Source organism: Acinetobacter sp. GG2 (genome assembly GCF_000292385.1).
Classification (GTDB): domain Bacteria; phylum Pseudomonadota; class Gammaproteobacteria; order Pseudomonadales; family Moraxellaceae; genus Acinetobacter; species Acinetobacter seifertii.
On sequence record NZ_ALOW01000024.1, the window covers coordinates 23,817 to 39,006 of the forward strand.

The window sequence follows — 15,190 nt, forward strand, 5'->3', positions numbered from 1 at the left end:
AAATTAGTGATGACATGCGATTGCATAAAATTTCAGGTAAAAACGATCAGTTATGATAGCATGATCAACAGTATTTTCAGTGATGGATGGCACTATGCACGGCATCAGCAGCATTATCTATATTATTTTAGTGGCATGTTTGCTGCCATACGCATTTACCGTAATTGCAAAATTTAAAGGCGGTTTTCAACCCGTTGATAATCAAAACCCAAGAGATTTTCTTGCTAACACAAAGGGTATCGCTGCTCGGGCAAATGCAGTACAACAAAATAGTTTTGAAAGTTTACCTTTATTTTTAACAGCTATTTTGATGGCTGAATATATGGTCGTTCCTGAATACTTTATTTTGAGATTGGGTTGGGCATATATTATTTTACGTGTCATTTATGGCATCTGTTATTTATGTAATTGGGCAACTTTACGTTCGATTGTCTGGTTTTTATCATTGTTATGTCCAATATTTTTGTTGATCGTGACAATTAAGCTGACTTGAGTGTCATTCTGTCACCATTCATATCAACTTTCGCGTGTGCGCATTGTATAATCGGCATCATTTTGATGATATCCACGTTATAATCGAGTGGATTTTACATCTGACTTCATAACGAAAGAGTATTGATATGAGTTACAGCAATATCCCAGCAGGTAAAGATGCACCAAATGACATCTATGTCATCATTGAAATTCCTGCAAATGCAGCGCCAATTAAATATGAAATTGACAAAGATTCTGATGCATTGTTTGTAGACCGTTTCATGGGCACAGCAATGTTCTATCCAGCAAACTATGGTTATGTACCAAATACTTTGTCTGAAGATGGCGACCCATTAGACGTACTTGTTGTAACTCCACATCCTGTTGCTGCTGGTTCTGTAATTCGTTGCCGTCCAGTTGGTAAATTAAACATGGAAGATGACGGTGGTATCGACGCGAAATTAATCGCAGTTCCACACGAGAAATTATCTCCACTTTATAAAGACGTGAAGGAATATACAGACCTTCCTCCATTGTTGATTAGCCAAGTTGAGCATTTCTTCAGCCACTATAAAGATTTAGAACCAGGAAAATGGGTAAAAATCAGCGGTTGGGAAGGTGCTGACGTTGCTAAAGCTGAAGTATTGAAAGCAATCGAAGCTGCTAAATAAGCTCTGATTTTATGAGCCTAGAGTACCTCAATTGATATTCTAGGCTCAATAAAAAACCTACCTGTGTTACCAGAGGTAGGTTTTTTTATGCTTGATAAATTTGTGAATTAGAATAATTTCACAGGAATATCAAGGAAGATACGCCATTCGTTTGTATCACCGATATAGTTACCATTTTGATAGGCATCACTAGCGCGGTAGTACGAGTTACGAATACGAAGACTTGCATCTTTAGCAAAACCACTTTGAACGGTGTATTTTACTTGGTTAAAGAATTCGCGTTCTTGAGCACTGTCAGTTACATTTTTAACTTTGATGTCCCAACCGTATACAAATGCAGTTGTCCAATTTAAACCAGGTAATACACCTAATTTACCAAAGTCTAGGTTATATTGGATCTGTGCAGATTTTTCATCGTTACCGATGAAGTCAGACAGGTAAGAGTTTGGCAAATAAATACTTTGGCCGCCGTCAGCATTTTCCCCATAGTCATAACCAACGTTACCACTGTTTTGTTGGTAAGCAACCATTACATTATGTGGGCCAGTGTTGTACGCTGTAGAGATTGCCCAAATATTATTCTTACGATTAGATAGGTCATCAGTAGTTTGTGAGTAAGTAAAAGCACCTTCATCAAACTTAGTATGATAACCACTGAAATCATAAGTTAATGAACTATCATTTGCCAATGGTTGTTTATAGTTTACATTTACATAATGACGTTCAAGCTTATCTTTACTATCTAAGCCATAATAAGATGCATTTAAATTGTCATCAAATTTGTACTTAGCTCCCCAAACAATTGCACGATCAAGATGACGTCCATCTGTGTTCACCTGATCAGAATACTGATCTTTAGTGAATTTACCCGCAATCACTTCTAAATTTTTAATTTCATGGCTAGTTAACAAAGTACCAGTAAAATATTCAGGTACTAAACGGGCTGTGTTACTTGCCAAAACAGGTAAGTCGAGTACTTGAGTACCATAGCGTACTGTTGTATTCGAGAAACGTGCTTTAACATTAGCGCCACCACGAGCCCAGTGATCATATGAATCACCAGCACCTTTTGTTGGTACGCCATCATCATTGAGGCCAGTTTCACGTGGAATCATGTTATTGCCAGCGTTTTTGTTTGCGCCGATTTTAAATGAACCATCACCAACAACGCCAACACCGAAACCAACAATACCTTGGGTAAAGCCTGAGTCGATATTTACAATTGCGGTTTGAGCAAATGAACTAGTGTCTTTAACTTGTACAGGTTTGCCTGTCAGGTTTTCAACATAGTTGGTTTTATCACGGCTGATATAACCGGTACGGAAGAGAATAGAACCGTTCGCATCTTCAACAAATCCTTTTGCCTCGCTTTGCTCGCTTGCCTGAGCTGAGGAAATTATTGCCGCAGAAATGAGAACTGCTAATGTAAGTTTTTGTGCATTTAGCATATTTAAAGAACCTCATAAAAACGATAAATCCTGTGCCTTGTTATAATTCAGGGCCTAGGATTTCCATCAATTGTATAAGTAATCTATAAAAAAGATATATTTTTGTTGATTTTATTTTATATATGCTATGCAGAAATTGATTAATGTGGTACTGGATGTTTAGTAAATTTACTCATAATGTTTTATACTTAATGTATTGTTTAAAATAAAAAAAGTAATTTATTTTTTAGTTGATTTTTACCATTTATTTTATATTCAAACTTTAAAAAATAGTTGATTCTTGTGTTCGTTTTTTGCTCTTTTTTGCTGGATATGTTTACTTTTTAACCTTGCTTTAAGTTGATTTTTTCGACGATTCATTTTAAACACTATTTGAAGTGTTACAATGTAACGTTATTTTAAAAGTGCAATATATTAAGAATAGGTGTTATAAAAAGCCAATAATGATTTAGTTGAGCTGATCAAAATTAGTGCAATATTTTGCGTAAATTTTGTGCAGCATCCTTTTTGTTTATATTGTCGCTTAAAAAAGACCCAAAATAGTTCATTGACTTTAACTCACAAATAAATAAAGAAATGAATTAACCAAATATGCTCACTCACAGAACATTACTAGGATCGCCTTCAATAATTTACATACTTTTTATATCTGGTCTTTAAATCTAAATAGAAAATTTACGCACATCAAATGAATACTTCCAACCTCGGTAATAATTTCCGATAAGGGGTTTTTCTATGTTGAACATTTTTAGCTTTGTAATAATTTTATTTTATTGCTTTGTTTTTTATAAATATATTTTTATGAGCGTTAGGCGGTATTTTTATTTTAAAAAGAATTTGATTTCAAAACTGATGCAGCGCAGCGATATCAAATATGGACTTGGCACAGCAATTGCTAAAGCTTAAGTAACAAAATTTGTTTAATTCAATTAAATCGTGCGTTCATTGTGGGGGAGATCAAAATGATGAAATTTGCACTTAAAGCAGTAGCATTCGGCGTACTCACGGCAGGTTCAACCATGGTTATGGCTGAAAATGCTCCATCATCTTTTTACGGCATCACGACAACGGGCAGTGTAGCAGCGACCACAGACTATCGCTTCCGTGGTGTTACCCAATCTTCAAATAACCCTGCCATTCAAGGCGGTTTCACTTTTTCTCATAAATCAGGGGCTTATTTATCGCTTTGGGGCTCAAGTGTTGATTTTGGCGTAACAGGTAACTCAACTGAAACAGATGTGGCTTTGGGTTATACCAATACTTTAAAGTTATCCGATAAGCTTGCACCTACTTATGATGTTGGTGTAATTCATTATGGTTACATTGGTTCGGGTCATAGTTTTGACCGTAATGGTGTCGGTTACGATGGCAAAAATGGATTAGATTTTAATGAAGTTTACGGTAAATTAACGTTTGCTGATTCTTTACTTAAAGGTGATGCACTCAGTGTGGGCGTCAACTATTCAAATGACTATTGGGCGAACTCTAAACAGTTCTGGTATTTTAACGTTGGTTATTCTGCACCAATTGCAAACACTGGATTTACTGGACTTGCATCAGTTGGCTATAACAAATTTAAAAATAAAGAAGCTTTAGCTGTAGTGGCTGGTGGTCCTGGAACAGACGACAGCTATATCGATTACAAAGTTGGTATCAACCGTAATATTTTAGGTGTTTTGGCTGAGTTAGACGTAGTGGGTACAGATGTCAGTACTTCTGGTATGACTGATGCTCAGAAAAAACTTTACGACGCTGGCTTAGTATTTAGTTTAACTAAAACTTTCTAAGTTTATGCTGTAAAAAAGCGGGTTATTTACCCGCTTTTTTTATTAGTTTTCTATTTCAGAAAGTAGTTGTTTTAAATGGTTAAGCTCAGTATTTGTGGCCTTCGATAAAGGTTTACGTGGTGAGCCTGCAGAGACACCTTTTAGTTTTAAGCCTGCTTTAATCGTTTTGGGTAAACCACCATTTACAATAAAACGTAGTAAAGGAAGTTGTTGGTAAAATAACTTTTGTGCCTGACTTAAATCACTATTTTTTACATATTCAATGAGCTGTTGAGGTCGTTGGCCTAATAAGTTCGGTGCTGCTGTACACCAACCGCTTGCTCCTGCACATAAAGCTTCTAAAGCTAGAGGGTTACAGCCGTTATAAAATGGAAGTTCACCTTTTGAGAGTTCCTGAATTTTATGCATGCGCTGAATATCACCGCTACTTTCTTTCACCATCGTAATATTTGCAATGTTATTAAACATACGCACAATTAACTCTGGAGACATATCAACACCACTGGTTGCTGGGTTGTTATAAATCATAATTGGTAGTGTGGTCGCTTGAGCAATTGCTTGATAATATTCAAAAATCTCTTGATCAGTTAGCTTCCAATAAGATATAGGAATGACCATAAGTGCATCTGCACCATAGCTTTGTGCGACTTGTGCTTTTTTGATGGCTTGATCAGTGGTGAGTTCTGAAATTCCAATAATGACAGGTAAGCGTTTATTAATGCTTTCAATAGAAGTTTTCGCGACTAAACACCACTCATCCCATTCAAGATAAGCGCTTTCACCTGTACTACCTAAAGGTGCAATCGCATCGCAGCCATTTTCAATAAGCAAGTCGAGCATTTGTTTTAAAACAGGAATGTTAATGGTGTTGTCATCAGAAAATGGCGTAACAGGGTAGCCAATAATGCCGTGTAGTTTCATGGTCGAAATCTCTTTTTAAATACAATCAGAATGTTTTTTCAAAGCTTTACGTGCGTAGTAAGCAAAGTTCACTTTGTTACGTTTATCGGTCGATACCCAGTTATGTGCTTCTGTGGCTAAATCGTGTGGGATCGGCTGAATTTGCCCAGCAGACATGGCTAGTAGTTGCAGTTGAGCTGCGCGTTCAATTAAAAGAGCCAAGTTGCAGGCTTCTTCAATGGTTTTTCCTGTAATCAGTTGACCGTGGTGAGACAACAAAACAGCGCGGTTTTTACCAAGAGCAGAGGAAATCAAAATACCTTCTTCATTGCCCACAGGAACACCCGGCCAATGGCCTACAAATGAGCAATCTTCGTAAAGTGCACAGACATCCATTTGAGAAATCATGAGCGGAATTTGAAGCATGGAAAGAGCCGCGACATGCGTAGGATGTGTATGGATAATGCAGTTCACCTCTGGGTGTTCTTTATAAATCCATGTGTGAAAACGGTTGGCTGGGTTTGCCATTCCTTCTTGATTGATTGGCTCTAAATCTTGGTTCACTTCAAGTAAGTTTGAAGCAGTAATTTCATCAAAACCTAAACCGAAACGTTGGGTAATAAAGGTTTCTTTATTTTCACTACGGCATGTAATTTGACCTGCCAAACCAGCATCATGGCCATGGTCAAATAAAATACGACAAGTGAGTGCAAGCTTTTGGCGGTCAGTTAAATCTAAATCGCTAATCCACTTTTGCATGTCTTGCTGTGCATGTTGCATCAGGTCTTGTTTATTTACAGAAGCAGTCTTCATCTCTTCTCCAGTCCAAGTTGACCAAATTAAGTAGGTGAAGGCAGAATAGAAAACAACTGGATGAATCAATACATCCAGTTTTCATAAGTTATATGGTCCAGATGGGGCGAATATGCTAAGACCTTGGCAAGTACATTTTCGTATCGATGAAAGAGAAGAAAAAACGGTTTTCCTAAAACTGACTAACTTGATTAGTCAGGAAATTTTAAGTGGCCGTTTAGGGCAGGGGACTATGTTGCCGGGGTCTCGTAGCTTGTCAAAAGAACTAGGAATTAATCGGAAAACCGTGCAGGCAGTTTATGAAGAACTAGAGGCACAAGGATGGTTGGTGACTCGTCCCCGAAAAGGCACATTTGTGGCAGATATTTTGCCTGAAAGTTCAATTGAGATAGAGCTAGCCTTTGAGCAAATAGAACAAGAGAAATCTCTAATTCAAAGCACTGCTGTCTATCCACATAACGATGGTGTGCCAGATCCACGACTTATTCCCTACGAACTATTTTCACGCGCCTATCGCCATGCACTGATTAAAATTACGCAAAACCAGTATATGGGCTATGGTGACCCGCGAGGAATGATTGAGTTAAGACAAGCCTTACGACAAATGCTATCGATGGAACGTTTTATGAATGTTGCCGAAGATGAGATTTGTATTGTACGTGGTAGCCAAATGGGAATTTTTCTTGCATCTCGTGCATTACCTAATCGGCAGGGTGTTATTATCGTTGAAGAGCTTTACTACCCATCTGCTGTTAAAGCATTTCAGTCAAATGGTTTTCAGGTCGTTTCTGTCAAACTAGATGAACAAGGTATTGTTATTGAAGATCTAGAACGAATTTTAAAAGAACACTCGGTTGCTGCCATTTATACAACTCCGCATCATCAATATCCCACCACTGTCACGATGCCAATGAATCGCCGTCTTCAACTCTTAGAGCTTTCAAAAAAATGGGGCTTTTATATTATTGAAGATGACTATGACCATGAATTCCATTATGACAGCCGACCTATGCCGCCCTTAGCAAGTTTGCCTCATTCTGAATTGGTTATTCATGTGGGTTCATTGTCTAAAGTTTTTGCACCCGGTATTCGTTTGGGTTACATCGTGGCATCTTCACCAATCATTCAATCCATTACTGAAGATATTTTATTGATTGATCGGCAAGGCAATAACATTACGGAACTTGCTTTAGCAGATTTAATGCAGCGAGGTGAAATAAAACGGCACATTCGCAAAATGAAAAAAATATATCAGCTACGTCGAGACCATGCCTTAGCTGAGTTTCAGCGAATTTTTGCAGAGAGTGTTCATATACAACGACCCGCGGGGGGAATGGCATTATGGGCGAAATTCCAGAAACCATTTACTCAAGATCAGCTTATAAAGATAAAAGAACTTAACATTGATTCAGAGCATAAGTTTAAACAAATAGGGTCTTCTAATTGTTGTATTCGCTTGGGTTTTGCCGCTTTATCAGAGAAAGAAATCACTGCTTTAATCGAGAAGCTAAATGAGATTCTTAATAAAAGAACAGTGAACTCATAATCTGTTATTTCATTTTAAGAAAGCTCACTCTAATTGGTCTTTATACTTTTGAATTTCTGAGACAAAGCTAAGCAGGAACGGTGTGATTTGTGACTTATATTCTTCAGTATGTAGCATTTCAAAAATTTGTTCGGGAGATTTACTGAGAAGAGAGAAGCGTAAAAATAAATCTTCAAAAAAGTTGCTGCTCACTGTCGAGAGTACTCTTCTTAAAGAAACTAGCATGTCGTCACCGCGACTAGATGCATGAACTAGAACAATGGGCTTGTCTATAATTTCGGTACGGGAAACCATCCAATCAATTGCATTTTTAAGACCGCCCGGAATACAACGAATATATTCAGGACTTGAAATGATAATGCCATCTGCGTCAGAAACAGACCTGATGAATTCTTCCACTATGACAGGTGTTTTTTCTCCCTCATCATCTGGAGAAAAGATAGGCAGATTATTAATTTGATCGAAAACTGAAAACTCAATACTGGACGGTGCGATATCTTTCATTGCTTTTAATAGCGCGGTATTTGTAGATGCTTTTCTTGTACTACCTGAGATAGCCAAAATTTTCATAGAGTCCTCTTTGCCTTCTTATATAGGCAGTAATAACTTCTTTAATTAAGACATTGTATAGACAGCGGACTCATCATCCGCTGTTTTATTTTTAAGAGTGATTCCCTCGATAGGAGAGTGCTTCTGTGAGATGAGGACTTTGGATCATCTCACTTTGAGCCAAATCGGCAATGGTCCGCGCTACTCGTAAAACACGATGATAAGCACGAGCCGATAAATTTAAACGTTGCTGAGCCATTTCAATCATTCGCTGTGATGTTTCATCTAAGACAGCGAATTGTTCTAATTGTTTCGGTGAAAGCGCTTGATTTAAACAATTTTGTCTTTGTATTTGTTGTTCATAAGCAGAAATCACACGTTGTCGCACAGTTGTAGAATCTTCTGCAGGTGTTAGGTCTTGCAGTTCCTGAGCTTTTAAAGGTGGCACATCAATATGTAAATCGATGCGGTCTAATAATGGCCCCGATATACGGTTCTGATAACGTTTAATACTCTCGGGTGAGCATTGACAACGGCTGTCTTGATTAAATGCATAACCACATGGGCAGGGGTTCATGGCTGCAATCAGTTGGAAGTTGGCAGGATAGGTAATTTGCCGCGCTGCTCGTGAAATAATAATTTCTTTTGACTCAAGTGGCTGGCGTAAAACTTCTAATACTTTACGATCAAACTCGGGCAATTCATCTAAGAATAGAACACCTAAATGCGATAAGGTAATTTCACCCGGTTTAGGATGTGAGCCGCCCCCAACTAGTGCAATTGCGGATGCAGTATGATGTGGTGCACGAAAAGGACGCTGTCCAAAAGTATGTGGCGTATTTGAAATAGAATAAATACTTGCAACTTCAAGTGTTTCTTGAGTAGATAGTGGCGGTAAAATTGAAGGAAGGCGTGAGGCGAGTAAAGTCTTACCTGTACCAGGTGGTCCTTTAAAGAGCAAGGAGTGCCCTCCCGCAGCAGCAATTTCTAGTGCACGGCGCGGGCGTAGCTGACCTTTTACATCTGCAAGATCAAATTTATACGGCAAGTTATTTGAACGGGATGATGATTGCACCTGAGATAGCTTGGTATTACCTAAAAAGTGTTCACAAACTTCTTTTAAATGACTAATGGGATAACACTCAAGATTTGGTAAATGACTAATATCCTGACTATTATCTTGGGGTAAAACAATTTTATGCTGGGCTTGCTGGCATGCCATTGCCAAAGTTAAAGCGCCTGAAACTGGTCTTACATGACCATCTAGGGCTAACTCTCCAATAAATTCAAAGTCTTCAGTGCAGTTCTCTGGAAGCTGACCTGAGGCAATTAATATCCCTAATGCAATCGGTAAATCTAAACGTGAACCATCTTTGGGCAAATCTGCGGGAGCAAGATTAATAGTCAGCCGTTTAGTCGGAAACTGAAATCCACTATTAATAATGGCTGAGCGGACCCTGTCCTTACTCTCCCTGACTGCTGCTTCAGCAAGCCCTACAATCGTTAGAGAAGGTAAGCCTTGACTCACGTGCACCTCTACTTCAATGAGAGGCGCATGCAAGCCTAAAAGTCCCCGAGTATAAATTTTAGAAAAAGACATCTTATTGTTCCATTATGGTGCTTCATTTTTAATCGTTGTAAAGTATAAGTGCGCTACGTTGGTGCTTATTTTTTATTCTTTAAAGTTTCTTCTAACAGACTTACTTGTTTTTGTAGCTCTTCTAAACGTTGGTTGGCTAAATGAAGGGCGGTTTTCTGTCTTTCGATTTCTTGTTTCGATACGAGGTCTAATTTCTCGACAGTTTCATTTAATAATGCACGTAAATTTTTTTCTAAATCTTTTTTAGGCTCGTCAATTTGTTCCAAAATGGCCTGTAATAGAGTTTCTAACATGGGATATCCAAACTGTTGTATTCACTTTACTTGTCAGTTTAACACTGCTTGAAGCTCGGATATAGGCTTCTTGGCTTTCCGATATTGCATAACAATAAATTGAAATAAAAACAGGACTGCAAATTCATTTTATTTTTAGTAGCTCATCTACATCTTGATAACTAAATAGGTTATAAAGAAAGCTCATGCAAAAGATTCATCTCCTCCAACCTTTGAAATATTGGCATGAAAATTGAACATAAAACCTTACTGGTGAAAAGAAGCCGAAGGAAACAAACATGAAGCTTGTAACTGCAATTGTAAAACCGTTTAAATTGGATGATGTGCGAGAAGCACTCTCTGACATTGGTGTACAAGGGATTACCGTAACTGAAGTTAAAGGTTTTGGTCGTCAAAAAGGGCATACAGAACTTTACCGCGGCGCGGAGTATGTGGTTGATTTCTTACCTAAAGTAAAAATCGAAATTGCGATTAGCGATGAAATGGTCGACGCAGTAATTGAGTCAATTACTCGTGTGGCAAGTACTGGGAAAATCGGCGACGGTAAGATTTTTGTGACTAATCTGGAACAAGTCATCCGTATCCGTACGGGTGAAACAGGACCAGATGCTGTCTAAATTGGCACAAAGCTTGCTGAGCAATAAATAGCTCGCAAATGAGGTTGGGGGACACGAATGAAAAAAATGCTTATGGCGCTGAGTCTAACAGGCGCACTTTTGGGTGGTACTGCCGCTTGGGCAGAAGAGACTGTAACAACACCGACATCTGAGGTTACAGCAACATCAACATCTGCAGCTCCTGCAACAACTGCAGCAGCACCAGCCGCCGCAGCAACTCCGGCAGCTCCAGCACCTACACCAAAACTCGATACAGGCGATACATCTTGGATTTTAGTTTCAACAGCTTTGGTTCTGTTGATGACGATTCCTGGCTTGGCATTGTTCTACGGCGGTATGGTCCGTAAGAAAAACGTCTTAAGTACCATGATGTTCAGCCTTTCTGCTGCAATTTTGGTAAGTTTAATTTGGGTGATTGCTGGTTATTCACTCGCGTTCTCTGGCACAGGTGCATACTTTGGTGACTTGTCTAAAGCGATGCTCAACGGCGTAGGCTTTAATGCACTAAGTGGAACAATTCCTGAAAGCTTGTTTGTTATTTTCCAAATGACTTTTGCCATCATTACTGTCGCAATTTTGAGTGGTTCGATTGCTGACCGTATGAAATATTCAGCTTTCATGGCCTTTATTACTATTTGGGTACTTGTAGTTTATGCGCCAATTACTCACTGGGTGTGGGCAACAGATGGTTGGTTATTTAAAGCAGGCGCCTTAGATTTTGCTGGTGGTACAGTTGTACATATCAACTCTGGTGTTGCAGGTTTAGTCGCAGCTTACATGCTTGGTAAACGTATTGGCCTTGGCCGTGAATCTATGGCACCGCATAACCTAACTTTAACTGTAATCGGTGCAAGCTTACTTTGGGTGGGTTGGTTCGGTTTCAACGGTGGTAGTGCTTTAGGCGCTGGTGCTCGTGCAAGTATGGCAATTTTAGTGACTCAAGTTGCTGCCGCTGCTGCTGCGTTCTCTTGGTTAGTTGTAGAACGTATGATTCGTGGTAAAGCTTCTGTATTAGGTGGTGCATCTGGTGCTGTGGCTGGTTTGGTTGTGATTACACCAGCAGCAGGTTTCGTCGGTGTAGGCGGAGCTCTAGTGATGGGCTTAATCGGTGGTGTTGTTTGCTTCTGGGGTATTACAGCACTTAAACGCTTACTTAAAGCAGATGATGCATTGGATGCCTTTGGTTTACATGCAGTAGGTGGTATTGTCGGCGCGATTTTAACTGGCGTGTTCTACAGTGATGAAATCATCAAAGCAGCTAGTGTAACTTTAGCTCCAACATTTGCTGGTCAATTGTGGGTACAAGTTGAAGGTGTACTTGCAACTATGGTTTATAGCGGTATTGTTACCTTCATTATTCTTAAAGTGATTGACGTGGTGATTGGTCTGCGTGTTAATGCCGATGATGAACGTATGGGTCTGGATTTAAGCCAACATGGCGAACGCATTGAATAATACATAATATATATGCTGTATTAAAAACAGTCTTGAGCTGTGATCAAAGCGATGCTTTGATCTGGCTCAAGGCTGTTTTTTTGTCTCATAGAATGCTGGTTCAGTAAGCGTAGAAATTTTGCTACACTAGGTCAAAGTAATTGACCCTATTAAGTCCGCTATGCATTGTCCATTTTGCAACGCCGCAGATAGTAAAGTCATCGATTCTCGGCTAGCCGCAGAAGGCTGTCAGATTCGTCGACGTCGTGAGTGTGTAGTTTGCGGTGAACGGTTTACCACTTTTGAAAGCTATGAAGTGGTGATGCCCCGTGTGATCAAATCGAATGGAAAAAATGAACCGTTCGATGAAGCGAAGCTACGTCGTTCGCTTATGCATGCTTTACAAAAGCGTCCAGTGACACAAGAGCAGATCGAAACGGTTCTAAGCGATATTCAATTGCAGATTCGCCGTTTAGGTGAGCGTGATGTTAAGTCTAGAACAATTGGTGAAATTGTCATGCAATCTTTATTTGCACTTGACCACGTTGCCTATGTTCGTTTTGCTTCGGTTTATCAGGACTTTCAGGATGTTGAAGCATTTCGTCGTCAAATTGAGCAAATGCAACAACGTGAGCAATAATCATTTGAGATGTATATGTCTGAGTTGAAACAAGATCAGTACTGGATGCAGCAAGCGATTGAACTTGCTAAACGAGGACTTTATTCGACAAAACCAAATCCAAATGTTGGGTGCGTGATTGTCAAAGATAATCAGGTCATTGGTGAAGGCTTTCATCCAAAAGCTGGTCAACCCCATGCTGAAGTTTTTGCATTACGTGAAGCTGGTGAGCAAGCACAAGGTGCAACCGCTTATGTAACACTTGAACCATGTGCTCATTATGGACGAACACCTCCGTGTGCTGAGGCACTCGTGAAGGCGCAGGTTAAAAAAGTGGTTGTGGCATGTCCCGATCCAAACCCGCTTGTTGCGGGTAAAGGGGTTCAGATTTTAAAAAATGCTGGTATTGAAGTAGAAATCGGTATTTGTGAAGATTCAGCAGCCAAACTTAATCAAGGCTTTTTAAAAGCGATGTCTACGGGCATGCCATATGTACGTTTAAAAGTTGCCTCTAGCTTAGATGGGCGTACTGCAATGGCATCTGGTGAGTCAAAGTGGATTACGGGTTCTGCTGCTCGGCAAGATGTGCAGCATTGGCGCGCGATTTCAGGTGCCGTGATTACAGGTATTGATACTGTGATTGCTGATGACTGTCAGCTTAATGTACGCTCGCTCAATAATATTGATATCGAGACAGTTGCTCAACCAAAACGGGTAATTCTAGATCGGAGAGGGCGCTTACCGCTCACCGCTAAAATTTTAGAAAATCCTGAAACTGTCATGGTGATGGGGCCATATCGTCAGGAACTCGCTGACTTAGGCGTGATACAATTAGAAATTCAGCCTTTAAAAACACTACTACAGACCTTATCTAAGCAATACCAAATTTATGATGTGTTGGTTGAAGCTGGCGCAACTTTATCTACCGCCTTTTTACAAGAAGGTTTGGTGGATGAAATGATCAGTTATGTTGCCCCGACTTTATTGGGGCAAAGTGCCAGAGCCATGTTCAATGCAGAATTTGAATATATGGTGCAGCAACTTCGTTTTAAACTTCTTGATGTAGTACAACTTGATCAAGATATACGCTTAAGGTTAATCCCTACGCAAGAGAAAGTATGAATTCAGAGCCTTCGGTTTACCACAAACGTCGCCATGCAGCCCGCACGACCGACGAATATCTTTTTCATCAGCTTGTACCCTACTTGGGCAACAAGCGCCGATTGCTCCACTTGATTTTAGAAGCCCTAGAAATTACAGGGACGCTGAACAGCAAGAAAAAGAATCCTCCGATTTTTGCCGACTTTTTTGCGGGTAGTGGTGTGGTATCTCGTTTGGCACGTCAAAATGGTTACCGTGTCATTGCGAATGACTGGGAACCTTATAGCCATGCCCTAAATCATGCGATTTTAGCCTGTGTCGATGCGCCTGCTTTTAAAGAGCTTGGCGGATATCAAAAAGCCATCGATTATTTAAATAGATTGCCTGAGGTTAAGGGTTGGGTTACACATAACCTTTGTCCTCGTAACGATGATGTATACGATCCAACCCGTGACCGTTTGTTCTTTAAACGCCGTAATGGTATGCGTATCGATGCGATTCGCCAGCAAATCGCAACCTGGCAGGCACAAGGTGCAATTAATGATGTAGAGATGAGTGCTTTACTTGCACCATTGCTCTATTCAGCTAGCTTTGTGAGCAATACAAGCGGCGTATTTAAAAGCTTTCACCAAGGGTGGGGCGGACGTACACAAACGGCTTTAGAGCGTATTGAATCATTACTTTGGTTAACACCGAGCCGTTTCTGTGAGATTGGTGATCGTAAACGTCCAGCCGCTGAAATGTGGTGTGTAGATTCACAACATTTAGCAAATCAGATGAGTGGTTTTGAAGTAGATGTTGCTTATCTTGACCCACCATATAACCAGCATGCTTATAGTAGTAATTACCACGTTTTAAATGCATTAACTTTATGGGATCAGGTTGATTTACCTTCACCAGATACCAAAGGTTATAAAAGCGGTATTGATCGTGCGTGGCGTAAAGAGCGTCCAAGTCCATATAACTCTTCTAAACATGCAAAAGATGCGTATGAAAAATTACTTTCAACCATCAATGCACGTTATATTCTGACCAGCTATTCGACTGATGGTAACATTGAGCCAAAAGATTTACTTATGGCCAATCTGGAGCGCGGAAAAGTCACTTTACTGACTCAAGATGTTCCACGTTATCGCGTAAGTAAACAACGTCAGTCAGAACGTGCACGCGTGCTCGAGTTTATTGTGATTACAGATACACATGCCAAACCAGGACCACCGTTACGTCAATTGTTAGGCCAGCTTTACCACTTTGCCGAGCTAGGTGGTGTAGATACTTCAGGTAATAGTACGCAACTTGCACTTTGGTAAGCGCTGCAACTTAAGCAGTGTGAAAGAT

General features: G+C 39.8%; 15 protein-coding genes. 9 read left to right on the forward strand and 6 right to left on the reverse strand.

Annotated features, from left to right (window positions below):
* Window positions 1-94 precede the first annotated feature (94 nt).
* Window positions 95-493, forward strand: coding sequence for an MAPEG family protein (locus B554_RS0103460; RefSeq protein WP_004699287.1), 399 nt, complete (start codon window positions 95-97; stop codon window positions 491-493).
* A 127-nt stretch (window positions 494-620) separates the two neighbouring features.
* Window positions 621-1,145 (forward strand): inorganic diphosphatase, encoded by a 525-nt coding sequence (gene ppa, locus B554_RS0103465; protein WP_002121243.1) that lies wholly within the window; start codon window positions 621-623, stop codon window positions 1,143-1,145.
* A gap of 107 nt (window positions 1,146-1,252) precedes the next feature.
* Here ppa and B554_RS0103470 read toward each other — a convergent pair whose 3' ends face one another.
* On the reverse strand, window positions 1,253-2,593 hold the full coding sequence (locus tag B554_RS0103470; protein WP_019456990.1) for an OprD family outer membrane porin: 1,341 nt from the start codon (window positions 2,591-2,593) through the stop codon (window positions 1,253-1,255).
* Window positions 2,594-3,555: 962 nt separating this feature from the next.
* Between B554_RS0103470 and B554_RS0103475 the strand changes: the two genes are divergently transcribed.
* On the forward strand, window positions 3,556-4,380 hold the full coding sequence (locus B554_RS0103475; protein ID WP_004699283.1) for a TorF family putative porin: 825 nt from the start codon (window positions 3,556-3,558) through the stop codon (window positions 4,378-4,380).
* 42 nt (window positions 4,381-4,422) lie between these two features.
* Here the strand turns inward: B554_RS0103475 and B554_RS0103480 are convergent, their stop codons facing one another.
* Window positions 4,423-5,301 (reverse strand): dihydrodipicolinate synthase family protein, encoded by an 879-nt coding sequence (locus B554_RS0103480; protein ID WP_019456991.1) that lies wholly within the window; start codon window positions 5,299-5,301, stop codon window positions 4,423-4,425.
* Window positions 5,302-5,316: 15 nt separating this feature from the next.
* Entirely contained in the window at window positions 5,317-6,093 is a 777-nt protein-coding gene (locus tag B554_RS0103485) for an aldolase (RefSeq protein WP_019456992.1), read from the reverse strand.
* Window positions 6,094-6,205: 112 nt separating this feature from the next.
* Here B554_RS0103485 and B554_RS0103490 point away from each other — a divergent pair, with 112 nt between their 5' ends.
* On the forward strand, window positions 6,206-7,639 hold the full coding sequence (locus tag B554_RS0103490) for a PLP-dependent aminotransferase family protein (RefSeq protein ID WP_019456993.1): 1,434 nt from the start codon (window positions 6,206-6,208) through the stop codon (window positions 7,637-7,639).
* A gap of 24 nt (window positions 7,640-7,663) precedes the next feature.
* Here the strand turns inward: B554_RS0103490 and B554_RS0103495 are convergent, their stop codons facing one another.
* The 3 genes from B554_RS0103495 to B554_RS0103505 all read right to left on the reverse strand — a co-directional run bounded on the left by B554_RS0103495 (window position 7,664) and on the right by B554_RS0103505 (window position 10,081).
* Window positions 7,664-8,209, reverse strand: a complete 546-nt coding sequence (locus tag B554_RS0103495; protein ID WP_019456994.1) for an NADPH-dependent FMN reductase — start codon at window positions 8,207-8,209, stop codon at window positions 7,664-7,666.
* A 91-nt stretch (window positions 8,210-8,300) separates the two neighbouring features.
* The gene (locus tag B554_RS0103500) at window positions 8,301-9,788 is read right to left on the reverse strand and encodes a YifB family Mg chelatase-like AAA ATPase (protein ID WP_019456995.1); all 1,488 of its coding nucleotides are present in this window, start codon (window positions 9,786-9,788) and stop codon (window positions 8,301-8,303) included.
* A gap of 65 nt (window positions 9,789-9,853) precedes the next feature.
* The gene (locus tag B554_RS0103505; RefSeq protein ID WP_002048939.1) at window positions 9,854-10,081 is read right to left on the reverse strand and encodes an accessory factor UbiK family protein; all 228 of its coding nucleotides are present in this window, start codon (window positions 10,079-10,081) and stop codon (window positions 9,854-9,856) included.
* A 278-nt stretch (window positions 10,082-10,359) separates the two neighbouring features.
* Here B554_RS0103505 and glnK point away from each other — a divergent pair, with 278 nt between their 5' ends.
* The 5 genes from glnK to B554_RS0103530 all read left to right on the forward strand — a co-directional run bounded on the left by glnK (window position 10,360) and on the right by B554_RS0103530 (window position 15,162).
* Entirely contained in the window at window positions 10,360-10,698 is a 339-nt protein-coding gene (glnK, locus tag B554_RS0103510) for a P-II family nitrogen regulator (RefSeq protein ID WP_000780326.1), read from the forward strand.
* Between the two features lie 57 nt (window positions 10,699-10,755).
* A complete protein-coding gene (locus B554_RS0103515) occupies window positions 10,756-12,153 on the forward strand; it encodes an ammonium transporter (RefSeq protein ID WP_019456996.1) in 1,398 nt (465 codons plus the stop codon).
* A gap of 160 nt (window positions 12,154-12,313) precedes the next feature.
* Window positions 12,314-12,772 (forward strand): transcriptional regulator NrdR, encoded by a 459-nt coding sequence (gene nrdR, locus B554_RS0103520; RefSeq protein ID WP_004699275.1) that lies wholly within the window; start codon window positions 12,314-12,316, stop codon window positions 12,770-12,772.
* Between the two features lie 15 nt (window positions 12,773-12,787).
* On the forward strand, window positions 12,788-13,873 hold the full coding sequence (gene ribD, locus B554_RS0103525) for a bifunctional diaminohydroxyphosphoribosylaminopyrimidine deaminase/5-amino-6-(5-phosphoribosylamino)uracil reductase RibD (protein ID WP_019456997.1): 1,086 nt from the start codon (window positions 12,788-12,790) through the stop codon (window positions 13,871-13,873).
* Entirely contained in the window at window positions 13,870-15,162 is a 1,293-nt protein-coding gene (locus B554_RS0103530) for a DNA adenine methylase (protein ID WP_004699273.1), read from the forward strand. The genes ribD and B554_RS0103530 overlap by 4 nt, the downstream gene beginning before the upstream one ends.
* Window positions 15,163-15,190 lie beyond the last annotated feature (28 nt).